The sequence below is a fragment of the Faecalicatena sp. genome (genome assembly GCF_058819085.1).
This window is the reverse complement of the sequence record NZ_JBZUUL010000021.1, coordinates 34355-47975: the sequence shown is the minus strand read 5'-3', so window position 1 is coordinate 47975 and position 13621 is coordinate 34355. Positions and strand designations below refer to the sequence as shown.

General features: G+C 48.4%; 14 protein-coding genes and 1 other annotated feature. Of the genes, 12 read left to right on the top strand and 2 right to left on the bottom strand.

The window, feature by feature from the left end:
• Positions 1 to 118 precede the first annotated feature (118 nt).
• The 4 genes from ung (at position 119) to AC4OGX_RS10805 (ending at position 4664) form a co-directional block, all read left to right on the top strand.
• Positions 119 to 787, top strand: coding sequence for a uracil-DNA glycosylase (gene ung, locus AC4OGX_RS10820; protein ID WP_493330439.1), 669 nt, complete (start codon positions 119 to 121; stop codon positions 785 to 787).
• Between the two features lie 248 nt (positions 788 to 1035).
• Positions 1036 to 1758, top strand: a complete 723-nt coding sequence (locus AC4OGX_RS10815; RefSeq protein WP_493330438.1) for an ABC transporter ATP-binding protein — start codon at positions 1036 to 1038, stop codon at positions 1756 to 1758.
• On the top strand, positions 1745 to 3274 hold the full coding sequence (locus AC4OGX_RS10810; RefSeq protein WP_493330437.1) for a COG1361 S-layer family protein: 1530 nt from the start codon (positions 1745 to 1747) through the stop codon (positions 3272 to 3274). Before AC4OGX_RS10815 ends, AC4OGX_RS10810 begins: the two co-directional genes overlap by 14 nt.
• Positions 3243 to 4664, top strand: coding sequence for an ABC transporter permease (locus AC4OGX_RS10805; protein WP_493330435.1), 1422 nt, complete (start codon positions 3243 to 3245; stop codon positions 4662 to 4664). The genes AC4OGX_RS10810 and AC4OGX_RS10805 overlap by 32 nt, the downstream gene beginning before the upstream one ends.
• Positions 4665 to 4702: 38 nt before the next feature.
• On the opposite strand, the gene AC4OGX_RS10800 is transcribed toward AC4OGX_RS10805, so the two are convergent.
• Positions 4703 to 4969 (bottom strand): hypothetical protein, encoded by a 267-nt coding sequence (locus AC4OGX_RS10800; RefSeq protein ID WP_493330434.1) that lies wholly within the window; start codon positions 4967 to 4969, stop codon positions 4703 to 4705.
• Between the two features lie 232 nt (positions 4970 to 5201).
• Between AC4OGX_RS10800 and rd the strand changes: the two genes are divergently transcribed.
• A complete protein-coding gene (gene rd / locus AC4OGX_RS10795; protein ID WP_493330433.1) occupies positions 5202 to 5363 on the top strand; it encodes a rubredoxin in 162 nt (53 codons plus the stop codon).
• 213 nt (positions 5364 to 5576) lie between these two features.
• The gene (locus AC4OGX_RS10790) at positions 5577 to 6629 is read left to right on the top strand and encodes a PTS sugar transporter subunit IIC (RefSeq protein WP_493330431.1); all 1053 of its coding nucleotides are present in this window, start codon (positions 5577 to 5579) and stop codon (positions 6627 to 6629) included.
• Here AC4OGX_RS10790 and AC4OGX_RS10785 read toward each other — a convergent pair.
• Positions 6598 to 7038 carry an RrF2 family transcriptional regulator gene (locus tag AC4OGX_RS10785; RefSeq protein ID WP_493330429.1) on the bottom strand — a complete coding sequence of 147 codons (441 nt, stop codon included), beginning with the start codon at positions 7036 to 7038 and terminating at the stop codon, positions 6598 to 6600. The two genes, AC4OGX_RS10790 and AC4OGX_RS10785, sit on opposite strands and share 32 nt — an antisense overlap.
• 214 nt (positions 7039 to 7252) lie before the next feature.
• Between AC4OGX_RS10785 and AC4OGX_RS10780 the strand changes: the two genes are divergently transcribed.
• The 6 genes from AC4OGX_RS10780 to trpA all read left to right on the top strand — a co-directional run bounded on the left by AC4OGX_RS10780 (position 7253) and on the right by trpA (position 13538).
• Complete coding sequence (locus tag AC4OGX_RS10780) at positions 7253 to 8581, top strand: O-acetylhomoserine aminocarboxypropyltransferase/cysteine synthase family protein (RefSeq protein WP_493330428.1); 1329 nt, start codon at positions 7253 to 7255, stop codon at positions 8579 to 8581.
• 126 nt (positions 8582 to 8707) lie between these two features.
• Positions 8708 to 8962, top strand: a binding site (T-box leader).
• 202 nt (positions 8963 to 9164) lie between these two features.
• The gene (trpD, locus tag AC4OGX_RS10775; protein ID WP_493330427.1) at positions 9165 to 10184 is read left to right on the top strand and encodes an anthranilate phosphoribosyltransferase; all 1020 of its coding nucleotides are present in this window, start codon (positions 9165 to 9167) and stop codon (positions 10182 to 10184) included.
• Positions 10181 to 10975: an indole-3-glycerol phosphate synthase TrpC gene (gene trpC / locus AC4OGX_RS10770; protein WP_493330426.1), complete on the top strand. Its 795-nt coding sequence runs from the start codon at positions 10181 to 10183 to the stop codon at positions 10973 to 10975. Before trpD ends, trpC begins: the two co-directional genes overlap by 4 nt.
• Complete coding sequence (locus AC4OGX_RS10765; protein ID WP_493330424.1) at positions 10972 to 11595, top strand: phosphoribosylanthranilate isomerase; 624 nt, start codon at positions 10972 to 10974, stop codon at positions 11593 to 11595. Before trpC ends, AC4OGX_RS10765 begins: the two co-directional genes overlap by 4 nt.
• The gene (gene trpB / locus AC4OGX_RS10760; RefSeq protein WP_493330423.1) at positions 11585 to 12772 is read left to right on the top strand and encodes a tryptophan synthase subunit beta; all 1188 of its coding nucleotides are present in this window, start codon (positions 11585 to 11587) and stop codon (positions 12770 to 12772) included. The genes AC4OGX_RS10765 and trpB overlap by 11 nt, the downstream gene beginning before the upstream one ends.
• Positions 12765 to 13538 (top strand): tryptophan synthase subunit alpha, encoded by a 774-nt coding sequence (trpA, locus tag AC4OGX_RS10755; protein ID WP_493330422.1) that lies wholly within the window; start codon positions 12765 to 12767, stop codon positions 13536 to 13538. Before trpB ends, trpA begins: the two co-directional genes overlap by 8 nt.
• The last annotated feature ends 83 nt before the right edge of the window (positions 13539 to 13621 follow it).

Genomic DNA, 13621 nt, shown 5'->3' with positions numbered 1-13621 from the left:
TTGTCAAGTGTTTTCGACAAAAAAGTGGGTGATTTTTTAAATACAGGGTCTGAAAGCCTGATAAAATCAGGGCTGAAGATTCCGAGAAGTTATTATACAGGATAGGAGCAAAAGAGAAATGGCAGGAATCAATGGTGACTGGTATGAAGCACTAAAGGATGAGTTTAAGAAGGATTATTATAAACAATTGTTTACGACTGTAAATCAGGAGTACCGTACCCGGCTGATCTTTCCGCCTGCAAATGACATCTTTAATGCATTTCATCTGACACCTCTTAAAGATGTTAAGGTGGTCATCCTGGGGCAGGATCCATATCATAATAACGGACAGGCACATGGCCTGTGTTTTTCAGTGAAGAAAGGGGTGGAGGTGCCTCCTTCCCTTGTCAACATTTATCAGGAGCTGCATGATGACCTGGGCTGTACGATCCCGGATCACGGCTGTCTGACAAAATGGGCAGAGCAGGGGATATTGATGCTTAATACTGTGCTGACAGTACGCGCACACCAGGCGAATTCCCACAGAGGGATAGGCTGGGAAGAATTTACGGATGCGGCGATCAAGGTGTTGAATGCACAGGACAGACCCATTGTATTTATCTTGTGGGGAAGTCCGGCACAGAAAAAAACAGCGATGCTGAACAATCCGAAGCATCTGATCCTGAAAGCGCCCCATCCGAGTCCGCTGTCAGCGTACAGAGGGTTTTTCGGAAGCCGGCCGTTCAGCCAGACGAACCAGTTTCTTGAAAAGAACGGGATCACGCCGATCGACTGGCAGATCGATTAGAGATTAGAGACAGAAAATAAGCCTGGGATCAATTAGATTCCAGGCTTGCTTTATGTGGTGGGAAAGGAGCTAAAAAAGTGAGGAGATTAGCCCCTTCATTAAGTAAACCACTGGCGGGGGGAAAAGTTACGATGTTTTTGAAAATTTTTTATATTTTAAATTTAATAAAATCTTAATGATTTGCATAGGAAAATATTCTGATTCCATCAGTATTATGGTAAAATAGAGTATAAAAAAGGAGGAACACCGTGAATAAGGTTATAGAGGTAAAGAACTTGTATAAGCTGTACCGGGTTGGTGATTCCGCAGTGCGTGCATTGAATGGCGTGGACTTTGAGATATATGAAGGTGAATTCTGTGCAATTGTCGGAACGTCTGGCTCCGGCAAATCTACACTGCTGAACATGCTTGCGGGTCTTGAGAAGCCGACCAAGGGGGAAGTGATCATAAACGGGCAGCATATGGAACACTTAAATGAGGACGGGCTGGTCAAATTTCGAAGAGAGAATATTGGTTTCATTTTCCAGTCATTCAATCTCATAGGGACGATGAATGCGCTGGAGAACGTGGCACTGCCGCTGAGCTTTAGAGGAGAGCCAAAAAGTATACGTTTAAAGAAAGCAGACATGATGCTGGACTTGGTGAATTTGAGGAAGCATAAAAAGCATCTGCCGAACCAGATGTCAGGAGGACAGCAGCAGAGAGTCGGTGTGGCGAGGGCTCTTGTGGTGGATCCGAGGATCATCTTCGCGGATGAGCCCACCGGGAATCTGGATTCCCATACATCGGAAGAGGTAATGCACCTGATGCAGAAGGTGGTAAAGGAACAGAAGAAGACGCTTGTTATGGTAACGCATGATAACCATCTGGCTACATACGCCGACCGGATTTTCCATATCATAGATGGAAAGATCGTCAAGATAGAAGATAACCGAAAAAAGAGGGAGGACAAGGAACATGAAACCATTTAAGAAACTAGCAGCAGCTGCAATGAGCCTCGCACTGGCGGCGGCTCTCATACTTCCGTCAGGAGTGCGTGCGGAGGATACGAAAACCCCCTTGCTGGATATTCAAATTTCAGTAGAGGAAGGACAGAAAACCCCTACATATCAAGCCGGAGATCAAGGGCAAAAGTTGGAAATTAAGCTAACAAATAAAGGTCAACTAGAAGCAAAAAATGTGAAGATCAGTCCTGATTTAACAAATCCTGATGATTGGCCTTTTGAGATGGACAATATGACTGTTGAGCGAACAGGTGATAATATCCCATCAGAAGGTAGCGGTTTGGTTTTTTGGGATAATCTGACTGTGCGTTCAGAAGTGAAGAACAAAACAGTACAGTTATTTTTCACAATTACCTGTGATGATGGAAATGGAAATCAGTTTGAAACGAATAAGTATGTTTTTGTAAAAACAAAAGAAAAGCCGGAAGAAAAACCAAAGCCAGAGGATCCAAAACCGGAGGAACCGAATACAGAGAATCCCCCGGACGAAGGGTCTGAGCCAATGGATGGCGGTTTTTCCAACGGTGACCCGGTCGTAACAGGCGGGGGCGGTGGAAGCGAGTCTGGTAATAATACGGTTCCCAGAGTGATCGTGACCGGATTTAATACAGAGCCGGGAGCAGTCAATGCAGGCAGTGATTTTAAGCTGATCATCCATTTAAAGAACACCTCTGGACGGACGGCTGTCTCTAACATGCTGTTTGACCTGCAGGCGCCGTCCTCAGGTACAGAAGCAGCTGCGGAGGCACCGGCTTTCCTGCCTTCTTCCGGGTCCAGTTCTATCTTTCTGGACAGTATTCCGGCTGGAGGTACTCAGGATATTTCCATTCAGATGAATGCCAGAGCTGATCTGGTGCAGAAGCCGTACAGCATCGCTATGACAATGAAGTATGAGGATGACAAGGCAACCCAGTATGAAAGCTCCTCCAGTCTGGCGATTCCGGTCAAACAGGCACCGAGATTCGAATTCAGTGAGCTGGAGATCGCGCCGGAATCCATAGCGGTAGGCGAAGAAGCGAACATCACATGCAGCCTGTACAATACAGGACGTATTAAGCTGTACAATGTAAAAGTGAAATTCCAGGGTGAAGGCATCGAAGGAAAAGAAGTCTTTGTCGGGAATGTGGATTCAGGAGCAACTGGTTCCATCGATGGAATCGTAACCGGAATGAAGGAGATGATGTCCGGCGAGAAGTGTAAGATGGTGGTCACTTACGAGGATGATGCAGGAAAAGTCAATACTTTAGAAAAAGAGTTCGCACTGGAGGTACTTCCGGCTGCTCCGCCGATGGATATGTCCCAGATGACAGATGTTCCGGTGGAGAAAAAATTCCCGGTCGTTCCTGTTGTAATTGGAGTCGCTGCGGCTATTATAGCGGTCATTGTTTTAATTGTGGTACTTAAGAAGAGGAAGAAAAAGAAAGAGTCTGTAGAAGAGGAGGACTTGTTGGATGAGGTGGATCGATTTACTGAGGATGAGTAGCGGCAACCTCAAGCGGAGAAAGCTGAGGACCTTCCTTACTATCCTGGGAGTTGTGATCGGTACTGCATCCATTGTAGTAATGATTTCTCTGGGGCTGGGAATGCAGGAGCAGATGTATCGTGAAGTGGAGCAGTCTGGCGGAATGACAAATCTGACTGTTACCGGAAAACAGGATGGCGGCGGTGGGATGTATATGGCGACGTCGATGGGTTCTGACCAGCAGGAATCAAATAAATATATTACCGATGATGTGATCAAACAACTTAAGCAGCTTGATCATGTGAAACAGGCCAACCCTATTCTGGATGTCAGTGCGATCGCACTAAAAGGGAAATATATGGGGTATCTTCAGCTTAGAGGGATGTCTCAGGAAGCTTTGAAAGCGCAGAAGATCGAGCTTGCAGACGGTGGCAGGCTGCCGGATCCGAAAAGTGCGAATATGGAGCTTGTGTTTGGGAACGGCGTCTTGACTTCATTTAGTGAGAAGTCCACAGGAAAAGGTTACTGGGATACCGGAAAGCTGCCTGAGATCGATCTGGCAAAGGATCAGATGTTCCTGATACTGGATCAGGACGGATATTTTCAGAGTCAGAATAAAAATGTTGGACTGGGAGGCACAGAGGACGGTGATGCGTCCGGAAACAAAACACAGAATAAACCGCCGAAAAAGTATGTGGTGAAGTCCAGCGGCGTAGTAAAGGGTGATCTGGATAGCTATAATGCAAATTACTATTATGTGTACTGCGATCTTGACAAACTGCGCGATCTGCTAAAGAAGGAATTCAGAGGCCGTGTGATCCCGGGACAGCCCAGCACGAAATCAGGAAAGCCATATAAAGACTTTGTTTACAGCTCAGCCAGTGTGCAGGCGGAGGATATGGACGATGTAGAAGAACTGTCTGCCACGATCAGAAACATGGGCTTCCAGGTGACGACCAATGCGGAATACATGGAGAGTATGAAGAAGCAGTTTGCCATGATCCAGGCAGTACTTGGCGGGATCGGAGCTGTCTCCCTGTTTGTTGCGGCCATCGGTATCGCCAACACCATGATGATGTCGATCTATGAACGGACAAAAGAGATCGGTGTGATCAAGGTACTGGGCTGCGGCCTTAAGAATATTAAACAGATGTTTCTTTTGGAGGCAGCATTTATCGGATTTATCGGTGGCGTTGTGGGGAATCTGTTAAGCTTTCTGCTGTCATTTATCATCAATTTCCTGACGAAGAACGGAGGGTCCATGGGGATGAACGGAAATATTTCCTATATTCCGCCATGGCTGGTGCTTGCATCCATGGCATTTGCCGTATTCGTGGGAATGGCGGCGGGATATTTCCCGGCACTGCGCGCGATGAGGTTAAGTCCTCTTGCAGCAATCCATAATGAATAACAAAAATCCTGGGACGTTTGGCTGGTCCCAGGATTTTTCTATTCTTCCTCTATCACCTGAATCTCAAGATAATCAAAGTCAATGGAATCTACGAAATTATCCTGATAGAATCTGGCTTTTGCATGCTTTTTAAATTCATTGATGGTGTTGTCAAGCCAGATAGGCTTGCTTAAGTCAAATTCGTAGCAGATCTCATCTAAAGCATTGAAGATCTTATGAGTACGAGTGTCATCCGTATCATCGCAGATCACGGTATCACGCAGCATTCTGTTGTCTTTAAATTCTTTTCCCCATAAACGGAACATATCAAAAACCTCTTTCTATCATCTTATGAATGGAATTAGTATCCCCATGGTACAGCTCATAATACATGTCCTGTAAAGTATACCATCCTCCTAAAAGGTTGTAAATGATGATATTTTTCTTTTGTCCGTCTGCGTATCCTTCTGCTGCCTGCATGCCGGAAAATGAAAAATGTATGATTATGTTAAAAATGGGAAAGATAAGCCATAAGGAAAAAAACAGGAGGATGTTAAGATGCAGAGATATGTATGTGAGCCATGTGGTTATGTGTATGACCCGGAAGAAGGAGATCCGGACAGCGGAATCGAGCCGGGAACGGCGTTTGAGGATATTCCGGAGGACTGGGTCTGTCCAGTGTGCGGACTCGGGAAAGATGTATTCGTGCCGGAGGAATAATGGTAAAGACCATAAGAGATGCAAAAAGACTGTACAGATGCTGGGTACAGTCTTTTTTATTGGAGGGGGCGAAAGCTGCCTGTCACTGTGCAGTCCGTGGTACTTAAAAACCCATCTGTCAAATCCTCTTTCTATCATGGTGACTTTTTATAGTGTTTATGATAAAATGTCGCATAGTGACAACACAGTTAGGAATGCAGGAGGAAACAAAGGATGAAGATACTTGACAGGATTTTCATAAGTGGATTAGGGGGAATGGCACAGGGGCTGTTCGCGACCCTGATCATCGGAACGATTATTCAGCAGGTCGGCACTTTTGCAGGCGGACCGACCGGAAATCTGATCTATGCGGTGGGAAGGGTTGCTGCGGTTATGACAGGAGCCGGTATTGGAGTTGGTGTGGCCAGAAAACTGGATGGAAGCCATCTGGTGATCGCTTCGGCGGCGACGGCAGGGATGGTCGGCGCCTTTGCAGGCAAGCTTATGGCCGGGCAGGTGATCCAGGACGGAACGATGATATTTGCAGGGCCTGGGGAGCCGTTGGGAGCATTTGTTGCGTCCTACATAGCAATTGAGTGCGGGATCTTAGTATCGGGCAGGACGAAGTTAGATATTATCTTAACGCCGCTTGTTTCCATCGGAACAGGCTCTGTTGTGGGGATCTTTTTAGGCCCCCCGATCTCACGCTTTATGAACTGGCTGGGATCTCTGATCAACTGGGGAACAGAACAGCAGCCATTATTGATGGGTGTTGTGGTTTCGGTACTGATGGGGATGATCCTGACCATGCCGATCAGCTCCGCGGCACTGGGTATTATCTTAAACCTGTCGGGACTGGCAGCAGGGGCAGCTACTATCGGGTGCTGCTGCAATATGGTGGGATTCGCCGTGGCAAGCTATCGGGAGAATAAAATCGGCGGGTTTCTGGCACAGGGAATCGGAACCTCCATGCTACAGGTTCCGAATATCGTGAGAAAGCCCATCATATGGCTGCCCGTAATCCTATCCAGTGCGATCCTGGGGCCGGTGGGGACGATGGTGCTTCATATGACAAGCAACGCCACAGGTTCCGGTATGGGGACAGCAGGTCTGGTGGGACAAATCATGACCTGGCAGGTCATGACACAGAGCGAGCCTCAGATGGTCGTTCTTGTAAAAATACTGGTCATTCAGATTTTGCTTCCGGCTTTGCTGACCTTAGGGATTTCAGAGTTTATGAGAAAGCACAAATGGATCAAGTTTGGGGACATGAAGCTGGAGCTTTGATATCGCTGCTCTCCTGTAACAGATCTGCAAGGGTGATGCCGTAGAAAAAGTCATGAACCATGGCATCAAACCGCTGCCACATGGGAAGTGTGGGGCAGTTCTCTGCGTGACTGCAGGGTTCTGCACCCTCTGTAAGGCAGGCTACAGGTGCAAGAGTTCCCTCGGCGAGTGTAAGGATCTCGCCGACGGTATATTCGTCTGGCCGTCTGGTCAGCTTGTAGCCGCCGCCCTTTCCGCGCAGTCCTTTCAGCAATTTTTCTTTTACAAGTACTTTCAAGATAATTTCCAGGTATTTCTCAGAAATGCCCTGGCGTCCGGCAATATCTTTCAGTGGTGTGAATGTATCGCTCCCCTGCTGGGCCAGGTCGATCATTACGCGTAAGGCGTATCTTCCCTTTGTAGAAATCATAGTAGTCCCTCCTGTTCTTATAACCTATTATACCGGAGGGTAATAGGGAATATCAAGCTTAGATATTGCTAAATATGAAGAAAGAGTATGTTGATATACCTAAATATTTTACAAAGAGTTAGAAAATAATACCAATAAACCTATTGACAAAGTAGGTTTATAAGCGTATGATTCCCATAATGAACTTGAAGCTTTTAGCAAGGAGGAGAAGGATATGGGAGATTTCACAAGAAGAGAAGAGAAAGTACCTGCAGGTGGTTATAGATTCGAGACACTTCAGCTCCATGTGGGCCAGGAGCAGCCGGATCCGGCGACGGATTCCCGGGCAGTGCCTATTTACCAGACTACATCATATGTATTTCAGAACTGCGAGCATGCAGCTGCACGCTTTGATCTGTCCGACAGTGGGAATATTTATGGCAGGCTTACGAATTCCACGCAGGATGTCTTAGAGAAGAGGATCGCAGCTCTGGAGGGCGGGACTGCCGCGTTAGCCCTGGCTTCCGGTGCGGCGGCGATCACATATACGATCGAGGCACTGGCGCGGGACGGCGGGCACATTGTTGCCCAGAAGACGATCTATGGCGGCAGCTATAATCTGCTGGAGCATACACTCCCTCACTATGGGATTACAACGACCTTTGTAGACGCTCACGATCTGGAGGAAGTAGAGAGTGCGATCCGGGAGAATACCAGAGCCATCTATCTGGAGACACTGGGGAATCCCAACAGTGATATTCCTGATATCGAGGCTGTTTCACAGATCGCGCACAAACACGGTCTGCCTCTTGTGATCGATAATACCTTCGGAACTCCTTATCTGATCCGTCCGATCGAACATGGTGCCGATATTGTGGTACATTCTGCAACAAAATTCATCGGCGGGCACGGAACGACTCTTGGCGGGATCATTGTGGATTCCGGTAAGTTCGACTGGAAGGCAGCCGGGAAATATCCGGGGATCGCAGACCCGGATCCAAGCTACCATGGATGCTCCTTCGTAGAAGCAGCAGGGCCGGCAGCTTTTGTCACCTATATCCGTGCTATCCTTTTGAGGGACACAGGAGCCTGCATTTCTCCATTTAATGCGTTCCTTCTCCTTCAGGGTGTGGAGACGCTGTCACTGCGCCTGGACCGTCATGTGGAGAATACGAAAAAAGTAGTAGAATACCTAAACGGACACCCGCAGGTAGAGCATGTAAACCATCCTTCCCTGCCGGAGCATCCGGATCACGGGCTTTATGAAAAATATTTTCCGAACGGGGGTGCGTCGATCTTCACGTTTGAGATCAAGGGAGGACAGGAAGAAGCATACCGCTTTATAGACAATCTTAAGATCTTTTCCCTTCTGGCGAATGTGGCGGATGTGAAAAGTCTGGTGGTACATCCAGCAACAACAACTCATTCTCAGCTGACAAAGGAAGAATTAGTGGAACAGAATATCCGGCCTAACACGATCCGTCTCTCTGTCGGTACAGAACACATCCAGGATATCCTGGAGGATCTGGAGCGGGGATTTGCGGCAGTCAGGGGAGATAACTGATAGATATCAGCTATTTTGCGAATGACGCGTTTGAACTGTCATCTATTTTTCCATGCAGGCTCAAATCCGTGGAAAATAGTTGTTGACATTTTTAAAAGATCAGGTTATACTGTAGTACATTAAATAGATAAACCGACGAACAAGAGGAGTAGGTAAGGATATTTATTCACAGAGAGCTGCCGGCTGGTGGAAAGGCAGTAATAAGAGTTTTTACTGAATGGACTTGTGAGGGCAGCTTGAAACTGCGTATGCAGGAGTAGACGCTGACGGGATTCTCGCCCGTTACCAAGGAGATGTGTATGTCAGTACATAAAGGAGCGGTCGATGATATCGGCAATTTGGGTGGTACCGCAGAAGTAGATCTAAGCTTTTGTCCCTTTCGGGGGGCAGAGGCTTTTTTTTGATACCAGGGTGTTGAACATCCGGTGGAAGTTCGTTTAACACCGGCCGGAGTTAAGCGCAGATGCGAGAGCACAAGGTGCGTAACAATCCGCAGGTATTTTATATCCCCCCTTACGCTGTATGCACAGGAAACACGAAACTGGATGACGGATATGGATGCATGAAAAAGGAGGAAACTAAGATGATTCAGGAAGCAATTGCAAAACTTACAAGGAAAGAGGACCTGACATATGAAGAGGCAAAGGGGGTCATGGAGGAGATGATGGACGGCACTGCAACACAGGCGCAGATGGGAGGATTTCTAATGGCGCTGGGGATGCAGGGTGAGACCATTGAGGAGATCACGGCATTTGCGACAGTGATGCGTGACAAGGGTGTGAAGATCAAGCCTCAAAGGGAGGTCATTGATATTGTCGGGACAGGAGGAGACCAAGTGGGAACCTTCAATATCTCCACCACCTCTGCCTTTGTCGTGGCAGCGGGCGGAGTTCCGGTCGCAAAGCATGGGAACCGGAGCGTATCCAGCAAAAGCGGGGCCGCGGATGTACTGGAAAAGCTGGGAATCCAGGTGACGCTTACGGCAGAGCAAAACGAAGCCGTGCTGAATAAGACCGGGATCTGTTTTATGTTTGCACCGGTTTATCATTCTTCCATGAGATATGCAGCACCGGTCAGAAAAGAACTGGGGGTAAGAACTGTTTTCAATATCCTGGGGCCCTTATCCAATCCGGCAGCCGCAACGATGCAGCTTCTCGGCGTGTATGACAAAAAGCTGGCAGAGCCGATGGCAAGAGTCCTTGCAAATCTGGGCGTGACCCGCGGCGTGGCAGTCTGCGGGGAGGACGGCCTGGACGAAATTACATTAACCGGTGAGACGGATGTCTATGAGATCCGGTTTGGTGAGATCACATCCTATACCATTTCCCCGGAGCAGTTCGGGCTGAAAAGGTGTCCCCTTCGTGATTTGATCGGCGGAACACCAAAGGAAAATGCACAGATCACCATGGATATACTCACCGGGAAGGAGACCGGACCGAAAAGAGACGTAGTTCTTATGAATGCGGGAATGAGCCTGTATCTGGGGATTGACGGTATCACTCTTGCAGAGGGGATTGGGATGGCAAAAGAATTAATTGAAAGTGGAAAGGCATTTGCAAAATATGAGGAATTCCGCGATGCGGTAAAGGAGGAAGCCAAATGATTTTAGATCAGATCGCCGCAGCTACAAAGCTGAGGATACAAAAAGCAAAGAGAAAAGTACCGTTTTCTGAGATGTGCAAAAGAGCTATGGAGATGGAGAGAAATACCGGATTTCCGTTTGAGGAGGCTCTTAAGAAGCCGGGCATGCACTACATTTGTGAGGTAAAGAAGGCCTCTCCTTCTAAGGGAGTGATCGCAGAAGCCTTCCCCTACCGGGAAATCGCCAGAGAATATGAGGCGGCCGGGGCGGCGGCTATTTCCTGCCTGACGGAGCCGGAATATTTTCAGGGGAAAAATGAATATCTGCAGGAGATCAGGCAGGAGGTGTCGGTCCCGATCCTAAGAAAAGATTTTGTGATCGATGAATATATGATTTATGAGGCAAAAGCTCTGGGGGCAGATGCGGTACTGCTGATTGGTGCACTTTTGGATACAGAGGTGTTAAAGCGTTATATCAAACTCTGTGACAGACTGGGGCTTTCCGCTCTGGTGGAGGTGCATGATGAAACAGAGATGCACTCAGCCGTTGAAGCCGGCGCACGGGTGATCGGGGTGAATAACCGGAACTTAAAAGATTTTACCGTGGATATTGAAAATAGTATCCGCTTAAGAAAGCTGGCGCCTAAGGAGGTCCTGTTCGTGGCAGAAAGCGGGATCAAGACGGCAGCGGATATCGAAAAGCTGAAAAAGAACCGGGTAAACGCAGTCCTGATCGGAGAAACGTTGATGAAAAGCAGTAATAAAAAGGAGACGCTGGAAACATTAAATGGCGGAGCTCTTGGGGAGGCATGATGACAAAGATTAAGATCTGTGGTCTGAAAAGGCCGGAAGATATTGAGATCGTAAATGAGGTGAAACCGGACTATGCCGGATTTGTATTTGCAAAAAGCCCCAGGCAGGTAGAGGAAGAGCTTTCGGCAGAACTGCGCAGAAGAATGGATCCGTTGATCCGGGCGGTGGGCGTGTTTGTAAATGCGCCCATCCAGAAGGTGGCAAAGCTAAGCAGAGCCGGGATCATCCAGATGGTTCAGCTGCATGGAGATGAGGACGCCGCTTATATAGAAGAACTTAGAAAGCATTTGACGGGAATTCCCATCATGAAGGCTGTGCGGGTAAAGTCCGGGGAGGATATCTTACAGGCGGCCCGGCTGGATGTGGATTATCTGCTTCTGGATGCGTATGTGAAGGGTGTGTATGGAGGAAGCGGGACTTCCTTTGACAAGAGCGTGATCCCGTCCGTAGAGAAGCCATATTTCCTGGCAGGAGGGCTTAACGAAGAAAATGTATTGGGCCAGATTAAGGCATGCCGTCCCTTCGCAGTGGATGTCAGCAGTGCGGTGGAAACGGATGGCTGTAAGGATGTTGATAAGGTAAAAAAGTTTGTGGAAAGGGTGAGAAGAAATGAATCATAGAGGAAAATTTGGTGAGTATGGAGGACAGTTCGTACCGGAAACGCTGATGACTGCGGTGCACGAGGTGGAGGCTGCCTATGAAAAATATAAGGATGACCCGGAGTTTCAGCGGGAACTTAAGGATCTGCTTCAGAATTATGCGGGACGGCCGTCCATGCTGTATGAGGCCAGGAAGATGACCAAGGACTTAGGCGGGGCAAAGATCTATCTGAAAAGAGAGGATTTAAACCATACCGGATCTCATAAGATCAACAACGTGCTGGGGCAGGTGCTTCTGGCGAAGAAGATGGGGAAGACCCGTGTGATCGCTGAAACAGGAGCAGGACAGCATGGAGTTGCAACAGCTACTGCAGCGGCGCTGATGGATATGGAATGTGAGATCTATATGGGGAAGGAAGATACAGAGCGGCAGGCTTTGAATGTTTACCGCATGGAACTTCTGGGGGCCAGAGTACATCCGGTGACTACCGGAACCATGACGCTCAAAGATGCGGTGAATGAGACGATGCGTGAGTGGGCAGGCCGGATGGACGATACGCTGTATGTCCTGGGGTCAGTCATGGGGCCGCATCCGTTTCCAACGATCGTGCGGGATTTTCAGAAAATAATCGGGAAAGAGATCAAGGAACAGCTGATGGAACGGGAGGGCCGGCTTCCTGATGCGGTGATCGCCTGCGTGGGAGGCGGCAGCAATGCCATGGGAGCATTCTATGAATTTATCCCGGATAAGGAAGTTCAGCTGATCGGCTGTGAGGCTGCCGGACTCGGTGTGGATATCGGGAAGCATGCGGCAACTATTGCGAAGGGCTCCCAAGGGATCTTCCATGGAATGAAATCCATCTTCTGTCAGGATCAGGACGGACAGATCGCCCCGGTGTATTCAATCTCAGCGGGGCTGGATTATCCGGGGATCGGACCGGAGCACGCTATGCTGGCGGATGAGGGGCGTGCACAGTATGTGCCGGTTACAGACGAGGAAGCTGTAAGGGCATTTGAGTATCTGTCCAGGACGGAAGGGATCATTCCTGCGGTAGAAAGCTCACACGCGGTGGCATATGCTATGAAGCTGGCGCCGGCAATGGAGAAAGACCAGATCATTGTGATCAATATTTCAGGCCGCGGAGATAAAGATGTTGCGGCGATCGCACGTTACAGAGGGGTGGAAATCTATGAATAAGATAAAAGAAGCATTTGAAAACAAGAAGGCATTTATTCCATTTATTACGGGAGGAGATCCGTCACTTAAAGTGACGCAGAAACTCTTGATCGCGATGCAGGAGGCGGGAGCCGATCTGATCGAGATTGGGATCCCGTTTTCCGATCCCATCGCAGAAGGTCCGGTCATCCAGGAGGCGGATGAAAGGGCACTGGCGGCGGGCTGCACGATCGACAAGTTATTTGACGCGGTGAAAGAAGTTCGGGATCAGATCAAGGTTCCGCTGGTATTTATGACTTACATCAATCCGATCTATACCTATGGGAAAGAAAAATTTATGAAACGCTGTGTGGAGTGCACAATGTCGGGCGTTATTGTGCCGGATATGCCTTTTGAAGAGAGGGGGGAACTCTCAGGCGTGTGCAGAGAGTACGGGGTAGAGTTAATCTCCTTGATCGCGCCGACCTCTCATGACAGGATCCGTATGATCGCAGAGGAAGCGGAAGGATTTCTCTATTGTGTCTCTTCCCTTGGAGTGACCGGGGTGAGAAAAGAGATTACGACCAATATCAAGGACATGATCGCAGAGGTTCGGGAAGTGACAGATATTCCCTGCGCAGTAGGCTTCGGAATCTCAACACCTAAACAGGCGAAAGAGATGGCAGAGCTGGCGGACGGGGCCATCGTAGGGTCTGCGATCATGAAGATCGTGGCGGAGCATGGCGAAGACTGTGTACCTTTCGTGGCAGAATATGTGAGGCAGATGAAGGAGGGAATAACCGGGTAAAGTTAAGAAACACCGAAGATGCATTTTGCGAACAGTGTGTGTGAACGGTAACGTTTTCCAGCACTTTCAATTCTAAAAAAAGA

Bases quoted from the DNA above. Each gene is read 5' to 3' on its own strand.
- AC4OGX_RS10805 (WP_493330435.1), top strand. From the start codon at position 3,243: ATGAGGTGGATCGATTTACTGAGGATGAGTAGCGGCAACCTCAAGCGG.
- trpA (WP_493330422.1), top strand. From the start codon at position 12,765: ATGAATAAGATAAAAGAAGCATTTGAAAACAAGAAGGCATTTATTCCA.
- rd (WP_493330433.1), top strand. From the start codon at position 5,202: ATGCAGAGATATGTATGTGAGCCATGTGGTTATGTGTATGACCCGGAA.
- AC4OGX_RS10810 (WP_493330437.1), top strand. From the start codon at position 1,745: ATGAAACCATTTAAGAAACTAGCAGCAGCTGCAATGAGCCTCGCACTG.
- ung (WP_493330439.1), top strand. From the start codon at position 119: ATGGCAGGAATCAATGGTGACTGGTATGAAGCACTAAAGGATGAGTTT.
- trpC (WP_493330426.1), top strand. From the start codon at position 10,181: ATGATTTTAGATCAGATCGCCGCAGCTACAAAGCTGAGGATACAAAAA.
- trpD (WP_493330427.1), top strand. From the start codon at position 9,165: ATGATTCAGGAAGCAATTGCAAAACTTACAAGGAAAGAGGACCTGACA.
- trpB (WP_493330423.1), top strand. From the start codon at position 11,585: ATGAATCATAGAGGAAAATTTGGTGAGTATGGAGGACAGTTCGTACCG.
- AC4OGX_RS10780 (WP_493330428.1), top strand. From the start codon at position 7,253: ATGGGAGATTTCACAAGAAGAGAAGAGAAAGTACCTGCAGGTGGTTAT.
- AC4OGX_RS10800 (WP_493330434.1), bottom strand. From the start codon at position 4,969: ATGTTCCGTTTATGGGGAAAAGAATTTAAAGACAACAGAATGCTGCGT.
- AC4OGX_RS10765 (WP_493330424.1), top strand. From the start codon at position 10,972: ATGATGACAAAGATTAAGATCTGTGGTCTGAAAAGGCCGGAAGATATT.
- AC4OGX_RS10785 (WP_493330429.1), bottom strand. From the start codon at position 7,038: ATGATTTCTACAAAGGGAAGATACGCCTTACGCGTAATGATCGACCTG.
- AC4OGX_RS10790 (WP_493330431.1), top strand. From the start codon at position 5,577: ATGAAGATACTTGACAGGATTTTCATAAGTGGATTAGGGGGAATGGCA.